The following is a 15,080-nucleotide window of genomic DNA, read 5'->3' as shown; positions in this document are numbered from 1 at the left end:
GGGCACAAAACTGTCCTTACAATCCCCCCATCGCTCGCCAGTTTCAGGCGAGTGGCCCTCATCAGGAGACTCCGATGTCCGTTGAGCACGCTGCGGTACAACGCGCCGATTTCGACCAGGTTATGGTTCCCAACTACGCGCCTGCCGCTTTCATTCCGGTGCGTGGCGCCGGGTCCCGCGTCTGGGATCAGGCCGGCCGCGAGCTGATCGACTTCGCCGGCGGCATCGCCGTCAACGTATTGGGCCACGCGCATCCGGCGCTGGTTGGTGCCTTGACCGAGCAAGCGAACAAGCTGTGGCACGTGTCCAACGTGTTCACCAACGAGCCGGCCTTGCGTCTGGCGCACAAGCTGATCGACGCCACCTTTGCCGAGCGCGTGTTCTTCTGCAACTCCGGCGCCGAAGCCAACGAGGCCGCCTTCAAGCTGGCCCGTCGCGTCGCGTTCGACCGTTTCGGCACCGAGAAGTACGAAATCATCGCCGCGCTCAACAGCTTCCACGGCCGCACCCTGTTCACTGTGAACGTCGGTGGCCAGTCGAAGTACTCCGACGGTTTCGGCCCGAAAATCACCGGCATCACCCACGTGCCATACAACGATCTGGCGGCGCTGAAGGCTGCTGTTTCGGACAAGACCTGCGCGGTCGTTCTGGAGCCGATCCAGGGCGAGGGCGGTGTTCTGCCGGCCGAACTGGCTTACCTGCAAGGCGCCCGTGAACTGTGCGACGCGAACAACGCGCTGCTGGTGTTCGACGAAGTGCAGACCGGCATGGGCCGCACCGGCAACCTGTTCGCCTACCAGCATTACGGCGTGATCCCGGACATCCTGACCAGCGCCAAGAGCCTGGGTGGCGGTTTCCCGATCGCGGCTATGCTGACCACCGAGGCGCTGGCCAAGCACCTGGTCGTCGGCACTCACGGCACCACTTACGGCGGCAACCCGCTGGCGTGCGCCGTGGCCGAAGCGGTGATCGACGTGATCAACACCCCTGAAGTGCTGAACGGCGTCAACGCCAAGCACGACAAGTTCAAGACCCGCCTGCAACAGATCGGCGAGAAATACGGCCTGTTCACCCAGGTGCGTGGTCTCGGTCTGCTGATCGGTTGCGTGCTGAGCGATGCCTGGAAAGGCAAAGCCAAGGACATCTTCAACGCCGCTGAACAAGAAGGCCTGATGATTCTGCAGGCCGGCCCGGACGTGATCCGTTTCGCCCCGAGCCTGGTGGTTGAAGACGCGGACATCGACGCCGGTCTGGATCGCTTCGAACGTGCTGCGGCGAAACTGACTCAAGCCTGATAGACCTTTCGGCGTCTGGAGTTTTTTCAGGCGTCGAGCTCAATTTTTAATGCCGGGCAAGTTTCATTGTGGGAGCGAGCTTGCTCGCGAAAAGGGAGTTTCAGTCGCCATCTATGCTGACTGATACACCGCTTTCGCGAGCAAGCTCGCTCCCACAGTGACCGGTGTTTTTTTCTGTGAATTTATAAGAGAAAGGAGTGACACCATGCTGGTGATGCGCCCCGCGCAAATGGCTGATCTGGGCGAGGTACAGCGTCTGGCTGCGGACAGCCCGATTGGTGTCACTTCCTTGCCGGATGACGTGGAACGCCTGAGCGACAAGATCGCTGCGAGCGAAGCCTCGTTTGCCGCCGAAGTGAGCTTCAACGGTGAAGAAAGTTATTTCTTCGTCCTCGAAGACACCGCCACCGGCAAACTGGTGGGCTGCTCGGCGATCGTCGCTTCGGCCGGTTATTCCGAGCCGTTCTACAGCTTTCGCAACGAAACCTTCGTGCACGCCTCCCGCGAGCTGAAGATCCACAACAAGATCCACGTGCTCTCGCAATGCCACGACCTGACCGGCAACAGCTTGCTGACCAGTTTTTATGTGCTGCGCGAGCTGGTGGGTTCGCCATGGTCCGAGCTCAATTCCCGTGGTCGTCTGCTGTTCGTCGCCAGCCACCCAGAGCGCTTTGCCGACTCGGTGGTGACCGAGATCGTCGGTTACAGCGATGAAAACGGCGACTCGCCATTCTGGGATGCCATCGGCCGTAACTTCTTCGACCTGAACTACGCCGAGGCCGAGCGTCTGTGTGGCCTGAAAAGCCGCACGTTCCTCGCCGAGCTGATGCCGCATTACCCGATCTACGTGCCGTTGCTGCCGGACTCCGCTCAGGAAGCGATGGGCCAGGTGCACCCGCGTGCGCAGATCACCTTCGACATCCTGATGCGCGAAGGCTTCGAGACCGATCACTACATCGACATCTTCGACGGTGGCCCGACCCTGCATGCGCGCGTTTCGGGGATCCGTTCGATCGCCCAGAGTCGTGTGGTGCCGGTGAAGATCGGCGAGCCGGTCAAAGGTGCCGGTCGCCAGTATCTGGTTGCCAATGCCCAGTTGCAGGATTACCGCGCGGTATTGCTTGAGCTGGATTACGCGCCGGGCAAACCGGTGACCCTGGATCTGGAAGCAGCCGAAGCCCTTGGCGTCGGTGAAGGTGCCAGCGTGCGCCTGGTGGCGGTTTAACGCCTTAGCGAGTTTCACGGGTGGCCACGGCGGCCCGTTTGAGGAGATAGCATGATTGTTCGTCCCGTACGCAGCAGCGATTTGTCCGCTCTGATCGACCTGGCCCGCAGCACCGGCACCGGCCTGACCACCTTGCCGGCCAACGAAGAGCGCCTGACCCACCGGGTCGGCTGGGCCGAGAAGACCTTTCGCGGTGAAGCCGGCCGTGGCGACGCGGACTACCTGTTCGTGCTCGAAGACGATGACGGTCGCGTGGTGGGGATTTCCGCCATCGCCGGCGCCGTCGGTCTGCGTGAGCCGTGGTACAACTTCCGTGTCGGCCTGACCGTCAGCGCCTCGCAGGAACTGAACATCTATCGCGAGATCCCGACGCTGTTCCTGGCCAACGACCTGACAGGCAACTCCGAGCTGTGCTCGCTGTTCCTGCACGCCGATTACCGCACCGGTCTCAACGGTCGCATGCTGTCCAAGGCGCGGATGCTGTTCATCGCCGAATTCCCGCAACTGTTCGGCAACAAGATCATCGCCGAGATGCGCGGCGTGTCGGATGACGCCGGCCGTTCGCCGTTCTGGGAAAGCCTGGGTCGTCACTTCTTCAAGATGGAATTCAGCCAGGCCGATTACCTGACCGGTGTCGGCAACAAGGCGTTCATCGCCGAACTGATGCCGAAATTCCCGCTGTACACCTGCTTCCTGTCGCCGGACGCGCGCAACGTCATCGGTCAGGTTCACCCGGACACTGAACCAGCGCTGGCGATGCTCAAGAGCGAAGGCTTCAGCTATCAGGGTTACGTCGACATCTTCGACGCCGGCCCGGCTATCGAGTGCGAGACCAGCAAGATCCGCGCAGTGCGTGACAGCGAAGCGCTGGTGCTGGCCATCGGCACACCGGGCGACGACGCCACGCCGTTCATCATCCATAACCGCAAACGCGAAGACTGCCGCATCACGGCTGCGCCGGCCCGTCTGGCCGCCGGCACCCTGGTGGTCGATCCGCTGACCGCCAAACGTCTTCAACTCAACGCTGGCGATCAGGTTCGCGCCGTGGCGTTGTCCGCTGCCCGGGAGTCGAAATAATGAATTCGCTATACATCGCAGGTGAGTGGCTGGCCGGCCAGGGCGAGGCCTTTCAATCGCTGAACCCGGTGACCCAGCAAGTGCTGTGGTCGGGGGAGGGCGCCACTGCCGCTCAGGTCGAATCCGCCGTGCAGGCTGCACGTCAGGCGTTCCCGGGCTGGGCCCGTCGTACCCTGGAAGAGCGCATCAGCGTGCTCGAAGCCTTCGCCGCCGCGCTGAAGAACCACGCTGACGAACTGGCCCGCACCATCGGTGAGGAAACCGGCAAGCCGCTGTGGGAAGCCGCGACTGAAGTCACCAGCATGGTCAACAAGATCGCGATCTCGGTGCAGAGCTACCGCGAGCGTACCGGCGAGAAGAGCGGCCCGTTGGGCGACGCCACCGCCGTGTTGCGCCACAAGCCCCACGGTGTGGTGGCGGTGTTCGGCCCTTACAACTTCCCTGGCCATTTGCCTAACGGCCACATCGTACCGGCGCTTCTGGCCGGTAACAGCGTGCTGTTCAAGCCAAGCGAACTGACCCCGAAAGTCGCCGAGCTGACGGTCAAGTGCTGGATCGAAGCCGGCTTGCCTGCCGGCGTGCTGAACCTGCTGCAAGGCGCCCGCGAGACCGGTATTGCTCTGGCGGCGAACGCGGGCATCGACGGTCTGTTCTTCACCGGCTCGAGCCGTACCGGCAATCACCTGCACCAGCAGTTCGCCGGTCGCCCGGACAAGATTCTTGCGCTGGAGATGGGTGGTAACAACCCGCTGGTGGTCGATCAGGTCGCTGATCTTGATGCGGCGGTGTACACGATCATTCAATCTGCATTCATTTCCGCCGGTCAGCGTTGCACCTGCGCCCGTCGTCTGCTGGTGCCGCAAGGCGCGTGGGGCGACAGCCTGCTCAAGCGTCTGGTGGACGTCAGCTCGACCATCGAGGTCGGCGCGTTCGATCAGCAGCCGGCACCGTTCATGGGTTCGGTGGTTTCCCTTGGCGCTGCAAAAGCGTTGATGGATGCCCAGGCGCATCTGCTGGCTAACGGTGCAGTGTCGCTGCTGGCGATGACTCAGCCGCAGGCGCAGTCGGCGCTGCTGACCCCGGGCATCATTGATGTGACGGCGGTTGCCGAGCGTTCGGACGAAGAGCTGTTCGGCCCGTTGCTGCAAGTGATCCGCTACACCGATTTCGCGGCGGCGATTGCCGAAGCCAACGACACCGCGTTTGGTCTGGCCGCTGGCCTGCTGTCGGATTCGGAAGAGCGCTACCAGCAGTTCTGGCTGGAAAGCCGCGCCGGGATCGTCAACTGGAACAAACAGCTGACCGGTGCTGCGAGCAGCGCGCCGTTCGGCGGTGTCGGCGCCTCGGGCAACCACCGCGCCAGCGCCTATTACGCGGCGGATTACTGCGCGTACCCGGTGGCCTCGCTGGAAACCCCGAGCCTGGTACTGCCGGCGGCCCTGACGCCTGGCGTGAAGATGGCGTGATGCCCATCGCTGGCAAGCCAGCTCCCACAAGGTCCGAATCGAACACAAAATCTGTGAACACTGTTGAACCTGTGGGAGCTGGCTTGCCAGCGATGGCCGCGACTCGGTCTTATTGAATTGTTACCCGATGCCTATAACAACAGATTCTCGTGGAGCCTCGCTGATGAAATCCTATGAAGTCAATTTTGACGGTCTAGTGGGGCCGACCCATAACTACGGTGGTCTGTCCTACGGCAACGTTGCGTCCCAGAGCAACAGCCAGCAGTCTTCGAACCCGAAGGAAGCGGCGCTGCAAGGCCTGGCGAAAATGAAAGCGCTGATGGAAATGGGCTTTCAGCAAGGCGTTCTCGCACCGCAGGAACGTCCGGACGTGGCTGCCTTGCGCCGTCTGGGTTTCAGCGGCACCGACGCTCAGGTGATCGAGCGCGCCGCCAAAGAAGCGATGCCGCTGCTGGTCGCCAGTTGCTCGGCGTCGAGCATGTGGGTGGCCAACGCCGCCACGGTCAGCCCGAGTGCCGACACCGCTGACGGTCGCGTGCACTTCACCGCCGCCAACCTGAACTGCAAATACCACCGCAGCATCGAACACCCGACCACCAGTCGCGTGCTGGGCGCGATGTTCGCCAACCAGCAGCACTTCGCCCACCACGCCGCCTTGCCGGCGGTGGCGCAGTTCGGTGACGAAGGCGCGGCCAACCACACGCGTTTCTGCCGTGAATATGGCGAGGCCGGCGTCGAGTTCTTCGTGTTCGGTCGCAGTGCGTTCGACACCCGTTACCCGGCACCGCAGAAATACCCGGCGCGCCAGACCCTCGAAGCGTCGCAAGCAGTCGCTCGTTTGCACGGCCTGCGTGACGACGGCGTGGTCTACGCGCAGCAGAACCCGGCAGTGATCGATCAGGGCGTGTTCCATAACGACGTGATCGCGGTGGGCAACGGCGAGGTGCTGTTCTATCACGAGGACGCGTTCCTCGACACCGATCAGATGCTGGCCGAACTGCAAGCCAAACTGGCCAAGGTCGGCGGCAAGTTCCAGTCGGTCTGCGTGCCGCGCTCGGCGGTCACTGTGGACGACGCAGTGCGTTCCTACCTGTTCAACAGCCAGTTGCTGTCGCGTCCTGACGGTTCGATGCTGCTGATCGTGCCGGAAGAGTGCCGTGGCAACGAGCGCGTGTGGAATTATCTGCAAGGCCTGACCAGCTCCGGCGGCCTGATTCGTGAAGTGAAAGTCTTCGACCTCAAGCAAAGCATGCAGAACGGCGGTGGCCCGGCGTGCCTGCGTCTGCGCGTCGCGCTCAACGAAACCGAGCTGGCGGCCGTCAACCCAGGGGTTATCATGACCGCCCCGTTGTACGGTTCGTTGACCGCATGGGTTGAAAAGCACTACCGCGACCGCCTGACCGAAAGTGATCTGGCGGATCCGCAATTGCTGCTTGAATGCCGGACGGCACTGGATGAACTGACGCAAATCCTTAAACTGGGCGCGGTTTATCCATTCCAGATCAATTGATGGCCGGCGCGCCGCTTGAACGCGGCGCGCGGCTTGTCTCCCCAACAGAGCGTAAAAAAGACATGAGCGATTCCCTGCGGCTGATCCTTGAAGACACCGACGGCAAGCAACTGGAAACTTCCTGCACCCGCGTCGCGGTCATGTGGCAAGGCAAAGAGCTGTGGATCCAGCAGGACGGCCGCGGCCAACTGCTGATCGGCGTGGACGTCGAAGAGGGCGACGAAGAGTACGCCAACCTGCTGTTGCGCCCATTGGCGACTAATCTGGTAAGTCTGCAACTGGAGATGGAACCGGCTGACCTCGGCGACGATGACGGCCATGTGCACGGCCCGGATTGCAATCACGACCACTAAGGAAACCGCTCTATGCTCGCCCTCGGCAAACTGCTTGAACTGACCCTCGCCGGCCGCGAACCGGCGGAGAAGACTCAACTGACTGTCGAAGGCGTGCGCATGCGCTGGTTGAGCGAGGGTGCGCTGGAAGTCCGGCCACCCGAAGCGCGCGACAATGGCCTGGACCTGCTGCTGTCGGCAGGCATCCACGGCAACGAAACGGCACCGATCGAATTGCTCGACCGGTTGCTGCATGACATCGCTCGCGGCGACTTGAAGCCGCGCGCACGCATTCTGTTCCTGTTCGGTAACCCGGAAGCGATTCGCAAGGGCGAGCGTTTCGTCGAGCAGGACGTCAATCGGCTGTTCAACGGCCGTCACGAACAAAGCAGCGGTTCCGAAGCCCTGCGCGCCTGCGAGCTGGAACGTCTGGCCGCGAGTTTCTTCAGCCTTCCTGACCGTCAGCGCCTGCACTACGACCTGCACACCGCGATTCGCGGTTCGAAGATCGAGCAGTTCGCCCTGTATCCGTGGAAGGAAGGTCGCCAGCATTCCCGTCTTGAGCTGGCCCGCCTGCGCGCCGCCGGTATGGAGGCGGTGCTGTTGCAGAACAAGCCATCGATCGTGTTCAGCTCCTATACCTACGACAAGCTGGGCGCCGAGGCCTTCACGCTTGAACTGGGCAAGGCGCGACCATTCGGGCAGAACGCCGGGGTCAACGTGTCACTGCTGGAAACCCGTCTGAAACAGATTATCGAAGGCACTGAGCCTGAGATGGCCGAGCAAGGGCTGGACGGTCTGCAACTGTTCAGCGTGGCGCGGGAAGTCATCAAGCACAGCGATGCGTTCCGCCTGAACCTGCCAGCGGACATCGAAAACTTTTCGGAACTGGATGTGGGTTATGTGCTGGCCGAAGACCTGGCCAATACCCGCTGGATCATCGAAGAGCAGGGCGCGCGGATTATCTTCCCCAACCCCAAGGTCAAGAACGGCCTGCGGGCGGGCATTCTGATTGTGCCGACCACTGACGAAAATCTTGCCTGATAGCACCGTATCACCAATGTGGGAGCGAGCTTGCTCGCGAATGCGATCTGATATTCAACACTGATGTTGACTGTCAGTCCGCTTTCGCGAGCAAGCTCGCTCCCACAGTTTTTATGATGCTTAGACCGCTACAGCACGCGGCTCGGTACGGCGCAACGCACGCACCTTCTGCAATGTATCGGCGCAGGTCTTCGCCGCTTCCTGACCCTTGTGCACGAAATGCTCGAAGAAGAACTTCTGGTGTTCTTCGCCGGCATGGAAGTGGTGCGGGGTCAGCGACACCGAGAACACCGGCACTTCGGTTTCCAGCTGAACCTGCATCAGGCCGCTGACCACCGACTGGGCGACGAACTCGTGACGGTAGATTCCGCCGTCCACCACCAGGGCGGCGGCAACGATACCGGCATAACGACCGGTCTTGGCCAGCAGCTTGGCGTGCAGAGGCATTTCAAAGGCGCCGCCGACTTCGAAGAAATCGATGTCCGATTCCTGATAACCCTGGGCGATCATTTCGGCGAGGAAGCCTTTACGGCTCTGGTCGACGATTTCCTTGTGCCAGCAGGCCTGGATGAACGCGACGCGCTCGCCGTGAGTGTGTTTGCTTTTGCTGTCGATAGCGGTGGGTTGCATGTTCTGACTCCTGTTTGTGTGAAAAACAGGGCGTTATGAATCGAAAGGGATTCAAGGGTACGCACGCTCGCGCGAACACGGCGGACGGCCCTTTGGCGTCAATCCCGTTCTCTCTTCATCCGGACTATGACCGTCGGCCCCGGAATCACACCGGGTCTGCTGACCTTGCCGCCGCTCACGGCTTTTGCCGTGCCCGTCACCAAGCGCTCGCGGGCTATGCGCATTGCGCGCAATTACCGCCGGTGGGGAATTGCACCCCGCCCTGAGAACGTTTCGCCGCCCTTTATCGGGCGGCGCAGCGTTTTTAACACAGATTGCCGGGCTGTGCATTGCGCCTTTGTGATGATTGCCATCGGATTTTTCGAAGCGCGGAAACGACTTTTCCTTGCGCGAGGGTTGAATAATCCGCGCCATGCCCGCAGTAATTCGTCTTCGAAAAGGGAATTCCCCTGCTGACTTGAGGCCAGGTTCATGAGCGTTATCGATCTTCGCAGCGACACCGTCACTCAACCGACTCCCGCCATGCTCGACGCGATGACCCGCGCCGACACCGGTGACGACGTGTATGGCGAAGATCCGACGGTCAATCGTCTGGAAGCCGAGTTGGCAAAACGGCTGGGTTTTGCTGCCGCGCTGTTCGTTCCGACCGGCACCATGAGCAACCTGCTGGGCTTGATGGCGCACTGCGAACGCGGTGACGAGTACATCGTCGGCCAGCAGGCACACACCTATAAGTACGAGGGCGGCGGAGCAGCGGTGCTCGGTTCGATCCAGCCGCAGCCGCTGGAGGTGCAGGCCGATGGCTCGCTGGACCTGGATCAGGTGGCCGCGGCGATCAAGCCTGATGATTTCCACTTCGCCCGGACCCGTCTGCTGGCGCTGGAAAACACCATGCAGGGCAAAGTGCTGCCGCTGGACTATCTGGCCCGGGCCCGTAAGTTCACTCAGGACAATGGCCTGCAACTGCATCTGGACGGCGCGCGGCTGTACAACGCGGCGGTCAAGCTCGGGGTCGATGCCCGGGAAATCACCCAACATTTCGATTCGGTCTCGGTGTGCCTGTCCAAAGGCCTCGGCGCGCCGGTCGGTTCGGTGCTGTGCGGTTCGTCGGCGTTGATTGCAAAGGCCCGACGCCTGCGCAAAATGGTCGGTGGCGGCATGCGTCAGGCCGGATTGCTGGCGGCGGCGGGTCTTTATGCGCTGGATCACCACGTCGAGCGCCTGGCGGATGACCATGCCAACGCGCAGTTGCTGGCCGAAGGCCTGCGCGAGGCCGGTTTCAACGTCGAGCCGGTGCAGACCAACATGGTTTACGTGCAGATGGGCGACCGTGCCGAGGCGATCAAGGCATTCGCTGCCGAGCGCGGGATCAAATTGAGCGCTGCGGCCCGGCTGCGGATGGTCACGCACATGGACGTCAATCGCTCGCAAATCGAGCAAGTGATCGCGACATTCGTCGAGTTTTCGCGCAAGTGACAGCGTTAGCCACCCAATTGACCGTTTCTATCGTATAAACACGCTGTACCCCGCGCGCAGGGCCGATATAATGCGGCCCTTTGCCGTCGTTTCGTCTGTTGACGTTTCGTACAGGCCTTTGGCCGCAGCCTCCGTGGAAGAACCTAATGAAAAGCGCAGAAATCCGTGAAGCCTTCCTTCGCTTCTTCGAAGAGCAAGGCCACACCCGTGTAGCCTCCAGCTCTTTGATTCCGGGCAACGACCCAACCCTGCTGTTCACCAACGCGGGGATGAACCAGTTCAAGGACTGCTTCCTGGGCCAGGAAAAGCGCGCGTACACCCGTGCGACCAGCAGCCAGAAATGCGTGCGTGCCGGTGGCAAGAACAGCGACCTGGAAAACGTCGGTTATACCGCCCGTCACCACACTTTCTTCGAAATGCTGGGTAACTTCAGCTTCGGTGACTATTTCAAGCGCGACGCGATTACCTTCGCCTGGACGTTCCTGACCGGTGTCCTGAAGCTGCCGAAGGAAAAGCTCTGGGTCACCGTCTACGCCTCCGACGATGAAGCGTATGACATCTGGACCCAACAAATCGGTGTGCCGGTCGAGCGCATGATTCGTATCGGCGACAACAAAGGCGCGCCTTACGCGTCCGACAACTTCTGGACCATGGGCGATACCGGCCCGTGCGGCCCATGCACCGAGATTTTCTACGATCACGGCGACCACATCTGGGGCGGCCCACCGGGTTCGCCGGAAGAAGACGGCGACCGTTACATCGAGATCTGGAACAACGTGTTCATGCAGTTCAACCGCACCGCCGATGGCGTGTTGCATCCGTTGCCAGCGCCGTCGGTGGATACCGGCATGGGCCTGGAGCGGATCAGTGCGGTGATGCAGCACGTCAATTCCAACTACGAAATCGACCTGTTCAAGAACCTGCTGAGCGCATCGGCTGAAGCAATCGGTTGCGAAAATGGCGACCAGTCCTCGCTCAAGGTTGTTTCGGACCACATCCGTTCGTGCGGTTTCCTGATCGCCGACGGCGTGCTGCCGTCCAACGAAGGCCGTGGCTACGTGCTGCGCCGGATCATCCGTCGTGCCTGCCGTCACGGTAACAAGCTGGGCGCCACCGGCAGCTTCTTCTACAAGATCGTTGCGGCACTGGTCGCCGAAATGGGCGAAGCGTTCCCGGAACTGAAGAAGCAGCAATCCAACATCGAGCGCGTGCTCAAGGCCGAAGAAGAGCAGTTCTCGAAGACTCTGGATCACGGCTTGAAGATCCTCGAGCAGGATCTGCTGGAACTCAAAGGCACCGTGGTGCCGGGCGACGTGGTGTTCAAACTCTACGACACCTACGGTTTTCCGATGGACCTGACTGCGGACATCGCTCGCGAGCGCAGCCTGACCATCGACGAAGTCGGTTTCGAACGTGAGATGGAAGCCCAGCGTGTTCGTGCGCGTTCGGCCAGCTCGTTCGGTCTGGACTACAACACGTTGGTCAAGGTTGATGTGGCCACCGAGTTCACCGGTTACACCGACACCAGCGGTTCGGCGAAAATTGTCGCTATCTATAAAGATGGCCAGTCGGTCGACGTCTTGAATGAAGGCGAAGAGGCGGTGATCGTTCTGAACCAGACCCCGTTCTACGCCGAATCCGGTGGCCAGGTTGGCGATTGCGGTTACCTGCAGGCCGGCAACAGCCGTTTTGACGTGCGTGACACCACCAAGACCGGCGGCGCGTTCCTGCACCACGGCGTGCTGGCGTCCGGCAGCCTGATCATCGGCGCGCCAGTGGAAACCCACGTGGATGCCGAGGTGCGTCACGCGACTTCGTTGAACCACTCGGCCACCCACTTGCTGCACGCTGCATTGCGTCAGGTGCTGGGTGAGCATGTTCAACAGAAGGGCTCGCTGGTAGACAGTCAGCGCCTGCGTTTCGACTTCAGCCACTTTGAAGCGATCAAGCCTGAGCAAATCAAAGCGCTGGAAGACATCGTCAACGCCGAGATCCGTAAGAACTCCGCCGTTGAAACCGAAGAAACCGACATTGAAACCGCCAAGCAGAAAGGCGCGATGGCGCTGTTCGGCGAGAAGTATGGCGACAACGTGCGCGTGCTGAGCATGGGCGGCGATTTCTCCGTCGAGCTGTGCGGCGGTATCCACGCCAACCGTACCGGCGACATCGGCCTGCTGAAAATCATCAGCGAAGGCGGTGTGGCATCGGGCGTGCGTCGTATCGAAGCGGTCACCGGCGCTGCGGCGCTGGCGTACTTGAACGCTGCTGAAGAACAACTCAAGGAAGCGGCCAGCCTGGTCAAGGGCAGCCGCGACAACCTGATCGACAAGCTGTCGGCTGTGCTGGAGCGCAACCGTGCGCTTGAAAAGCAGCTCGAGCAGTTGCAGGCCAAGGCTGCCGCCGCTGCGGGCGACGATCTGTCGGCCTCGGCCGTGGATGTCAAGGGCGTGAAAGTGCTGGCTGTGCGTCTGGATGGTCAGGACGGCAAGGCGCTGCTGGCGCTGGTCGATCAGCTGAAAAACAAACTCGGCCGCGCAGTGATCCTGCTCGGCAGTGTCCATGAGGAAAAGGTCGTACTGGTTGCAGGCGTAACCAAGGACCTGACTGGCCAACTCAAAGCCGGTGATTTGATGAAACAGGCTGCTGCGGCAGTGGGCGGGAAGGGCGGTGGTCGTCCGGACATGGCGCAGGGCGGCGGTGTCGACGCCGGCGCACTGGATGGCGCACTGGCGCTGACCGTTCCATTCGTCGAGCAGGGTTTATAAGACGGCCCGTCGGGCCCGCAGTCTCGTGGCGGGCCCGGCGGCTGTTCGAGTGATTATTGGGCGCCCTTCATGGGCAGAGGCGGCTTTGAAATGGCTTTGATCGTACAGAAATTTGGAGGCACCTCGGTCGGCACTGTCGAGAGAATCGAGCAGGTCGCCGACAAGGTTAAGAAATTCCGCGATGCCGGCGATGACCTGGTGGTTGTGCTGTCTGCAATGAGCGGCGAAACCAACCGTCTGATCGATCTGGCCAAGCAAATCAGTGGCGAAGATCAACCGGTTCCGCGTGAACTGGATGTGATCGTTTCCACCGGTGAGCAGGTGACGATCGCCCTGTTGGCCATGGCGCTGATCAAGCGCGGTGTGCCGGCGGTGTCGTACACCGGCAACCAGGTGCGGATCCTGACGGACAGTGCGCACAATAAAGCGCGTATCTTGCAGATTGATGACCAGAAGATTCGCGGTGACCTGAAAGCAGGTCGCGTGGTGGTGGTCGCCGGTTTCCAGGGCGTCGACGAGCACGGCAACATCACGACTCTCGGTCGTGGTGGTTCCGACACCACGGGCGTGGCGCTGGCCGCTGCGCTGAAGGCTGACGAATGCCAGATCTACACCGACGTCGATGGTGTCTACACCACTGACCCGCGTGTGGTTTCGGTTGCTCAGCGTCTGGACAAGATCACCTTCGAAGAGATGCTGGAAATGGCCAGTCTCGGCTCCAAGGTGCTGCAGATCCGCGCCGTAGAATTTGCCGGCAAGTACAACGTTCCGCTGCGCGTACTGCACAGCTTCAAGGAGGGTCCGGGCACCCTCATTACTATTGATGAAGAGGAAACCATGGAACAGCCGATCATTTCCGGCATCGCTTTCAACCGCGATGAAGCCAAGCTGACCATCCGTGGCGTGCCAGACACCCCGGGCGTGGCGTTCAAGATTCTTGGCCCGATCAGTGCCGCGAACATCGAAGTCGACATGATCGTGCAGAACGTCGCGCACGATAACACCACCGACTTCACCTTCACCGTGCACCGCAACGACTACCAGTCCGCGCAGACCGTGCTGGAAAACACCGCTCGCGAGATCGGTGCCCGTGAAGTGGTTGGCGACACCAAGATTGCCAAGGTCTCGATCGTCGGCGTCGGCATGCGTTCCCACGCAGGTGTGGCCAGTCGCATGTTCGAATCCCTGGCGAAAGAAAGCATCAACATCCAGATGATCTCGACTTCGGAAATCAAGGTTTCCGTAGTGATCGAAGAGAAGTATCTGGAACTGGCCGTGCGCGCCCTGCACACGGCTTTCGAACTCGACGCTCCGGCCCGTCAGGGCGAGTGAGTCGTTGTCTGAAGGGCGCGGTCTGACCGCGCCCTTTATTTTTTGAATGGCGCGAGCCCTGAACTGTTCTTTTGCTCGCGCTGGTCAATACTCAGGCATGTAGGGCTACGATCGCTCCGGTTGTAGGTCGGGTGCCTTTTTTTTGCAGACTGTTGTCCCTGAAATGATTCGCGTGAGGAGAAAGGTATGCTGATTCTGACTCGTCGGTGCGCAGAAAGCCTGATTATCGGTGATGGCGAAATCACCGTGACCGTGCTCGGCGTCAAAGGAAATCAAGTGCGTATCGGCGTCAACGCCCCGAAAGAGGTGGCCGTGCACCGTGAAGAAATCTATCTGCGTATAAAGAAAGAGAAGGACGAAGAACCAAGCCATTAATTTTTATCGATTTTTATGTTTGCAAACGGGGAAGAAGGTGGTTAATATACGCCCCGTGTTGCGGAGAGCTGGCCGAGTGGCCGAAGGCGCTCCCCTGCTAAGGGAGTACACCTCAAAAGGGTGTCGGGGGTTCGAATCCCCCGTTCTCCGCCATTATTTGCTTAGTACGTTGTAATCTGGCTTTTTCTGTAAGTTGTTGAAATTTATAGAAGAAGTGGTTGGAATAGAGATTAGACGGGCTATAATGCGGCGCAACAAATGCACTCGTAGCTCAGCTGGATAGAGTACTCGGCTACGAACCGAGCGGTCACAGGTTCGAATCCTGTCGAGTGCACCATTTAAGAGTCAATTGCAGCGATGTAAATGACTCGGCTTCAACCAGTTGTGATCTGGTCTAAAAACACAAAATGCACTCGTAGCTCAGCTGGATAGAGTACTCGGCTACGAACCGAGCGGTCACAGGTTCGAATCCTGTCGAGTGCACCATTTAAGAGTCAGTTGCAGCAATGCAGATGACTTGGTTACAGCCAGTTGTGGTCTGGTCTAAAAACAC

At 60.5% G+C, this 15,080-nt stretch carries 12 protein-coding genes, 3 tRNA genes and 1 riboswitch; of the genes, 14 read left to right on the top strand and 1 reads right to left on the bottom strand.

Annotation, left to right across the window (positions count from 1 at the left end):
* The first annotated feature begins 74 nt into the window (after positions 1 to 74).
* From IHQ43_RS21980 to astE, 7 genes are all read left to right on the top strand, one after another.
* A complete protein-coding gene (locus tag IHQ43_RS21980; protein ID WP_192562083.1) occupies positions 75 to 1,295 on the top strand; it encodes an aspartate aminotransferase family protein in 1,221 nt (406 codons plus the stop codon).
* Positions 1,296 to 1,500: 205 nt separating this feature from the next.
* On the top strand, positions 1,501 to 2,520 hold the full coding sequence (gene aruF, locus IHQ43_RS21975) for an arginine/ornithine succinyltransferase subunit alpha (RefSeq protein WP_192562082.1): 1,020 nt from the start codon (positions 1,501 to 1,503) through the stop codon (positions 2,518 to 2,520).
* 51 nt (positions 2,521 to 2,571) lie between these two features.
* Positions 2,572 to 3,597, top strand: coding sequence for an arginine N-succinyltransferase (astA, locus tag IHQ43_RS21970; protein WP_007951056.1), 1,026 nt, complete (start codon positions 2,572 to 2,574; stop codon positions 3,595 to 3,597).
* A complete protein-coding gene (gene astD, locus IHQ43_RS21965; RefSeq protein WP_192565043.1) occupies positions 3,594 to 5,063 on the top strand; it encodes a succinylglutamate-semialdehyde dehydrogenase in 1,470 nt (489 codons plus the stop codon). The genes astA and astD overlap by 4 nt, the downstream gene beginning before the upstream one ends.
* 163 nt (positions 5,064 to 5,226) lie before the next feature.
* On the top strand, positions 5,227 to 6,573 hold the full coding sequence (astB, locus tag IHQ43_RS21960; RefSeq protein ID WP_064598800.1) for an N-succinylarginine dihydrolase: 1,347 nt from the start codon (positions 5,227 to 5,229) through the stop codon (positions 6,571 to 6,573).
* Between the two features lie 62 nt (positions 6,574 to 6,635).
* Positions 6,636 to 6,926, top strand: a complete 291-nt coding sequence (locus IHQ43_RS21955) for a hypothetical protein (RefSeq protein WP_064598799.1) — start codon at positions 6,636 to 6,638, stop codon at positions 6,924 to 6,926.
* Between the two features lie 12 nt (positions 6,927 to 6,938).
* The gene (astE, locus tag IHQ43_RS21950; protein WP_192562081.1) at positions 6,939 to 7,949 is read left to right on the top strand and encodes a succinylglutamate desuccinylase; all 1,011 of its coding nucleotides are present in this window, start codon (positions 6,939 to 6,941) and stop codon (positions 7,947 to 7,949) included.
* Between the two features lie 120 nt (positions 7,950 to 8,069).
* Here astE and IHQ43_RS21945 read toward each other — a convergent pair whose 3' ends face one another.
* Complete coding sequence (locus tag IHQ43_RS21945) at positions 8,070 to 8,579, bottom strand: 6,7-dimethyl-8-ribityllumazine synthase (RefSeq protein WP_011335530.1); 510 nt, start codon at positions 8,577 to 8,579, stop codon at positions 8,070 to 8,072.
* 102 nt (positions 8,580 to 8,681) lie between these two features.
* A riboswitch (FMN riboswitch) is annotated at positions 8,682 to 8,853 on the bottom strand.
* Positions 8,854 to 9,050: 197 nt separating this feature from the next.
* On the opposite strand from IHQ43_RS21945, the gene ltaE reads away from it, so the two are divergent.
* The 7 genes from ltaE (at position 9,051) to IHQ43_RS21910 (ending at position 15,013) form a co-directional block, all read left to right on the top strand.
* Positions 9,051 to 10,055: a low-specificity L-threonine aldolase gene (gene ltaE, locus IHQ43_RS21940; RefSeq protein WP_192562080.1), complete on the top strand. Its 1,005-nt coding sequence runs from the start codon at positions 9,051 to 9,053 to the stop codon at positions 10,053 to 10,055.
* Between the two features lie 146 nt (positions 10,056 to 10,201).
* Complete coding sequence (gene alaS / locus IHQ43_RS21935; RefSeq protein WP_192562079.1) at positions 10,202 to 12,820, top strand: alanine--tRNA ligase; 2,619 nt, start codon at positions 10,202 to 10,204, stop codon at positions 12,818 to 12,820.
* 90 nt (positions 12,821 to 12,910) lie between these two features.
* Complete coding sequence (locus tag IHQ43_RS21930) at positions 12,911 to 14,152, top strand: aspartate kinase (RefSeq protein WP_007951048.1); 1,242 nt, start codon at positions 12,911 to 12,913, stop codon at positions 14,150 to 14,152.
* Positions 14,153 to 14,338: 186 nt separating this feature from the next.
* Positions 14,339 to 14,527 carry a carbon storage regulator CsrA gene (gene csrA / locus IHQ43_RS21925; protein WP_002554426.1) on the top strand — a complete coding sequence of 63 codons (189 nt, stop codon included), beginning with the start codon at positions 14,339 to 14,341 and terminating at the stop codon, positions 14,525 to 14,527.
* A gap of 62 nt (positions 14,528 to 14,589) precedes the next feature.
* Positions 14,590 to 14,680: transfer RNA gene (locus tag IHQ43_RS21920), tRNA-Ser, on the top strand.
* A 107-nt stretch (positions 14,681 to 14,787) separates the two neighbouring features.
* Positions 14,788 to 14,864: transfer RNA gene (locus tag IHQ43_RS21915), tRNA-Arg, on the top strand.
* Between the two features lie 72 nt (positions 14,865 to 14,936).
* A tRNA-Arg gene (locus IHQ43_RS21910) sits at positions 14,937 to 15,013 on the top strand.
* Positions 15,014 to 15,080: the final 67 nt, after the last annotated feature.

Source organism: Pseudomonas gozinkensis, from assembly GCF_014863585.1.
Classification (GTDB): domain Bacteria; phylum Pseudomonadota; class Gammaproteobacteria; order Pseudomonadales; family Pseudomonadaceae; genus Aquipseudomonas; species Aquipseudomonas gozinkensis.
This window is presented reverse-complemented; position numbering and strand designations above follow the sequence as displayed.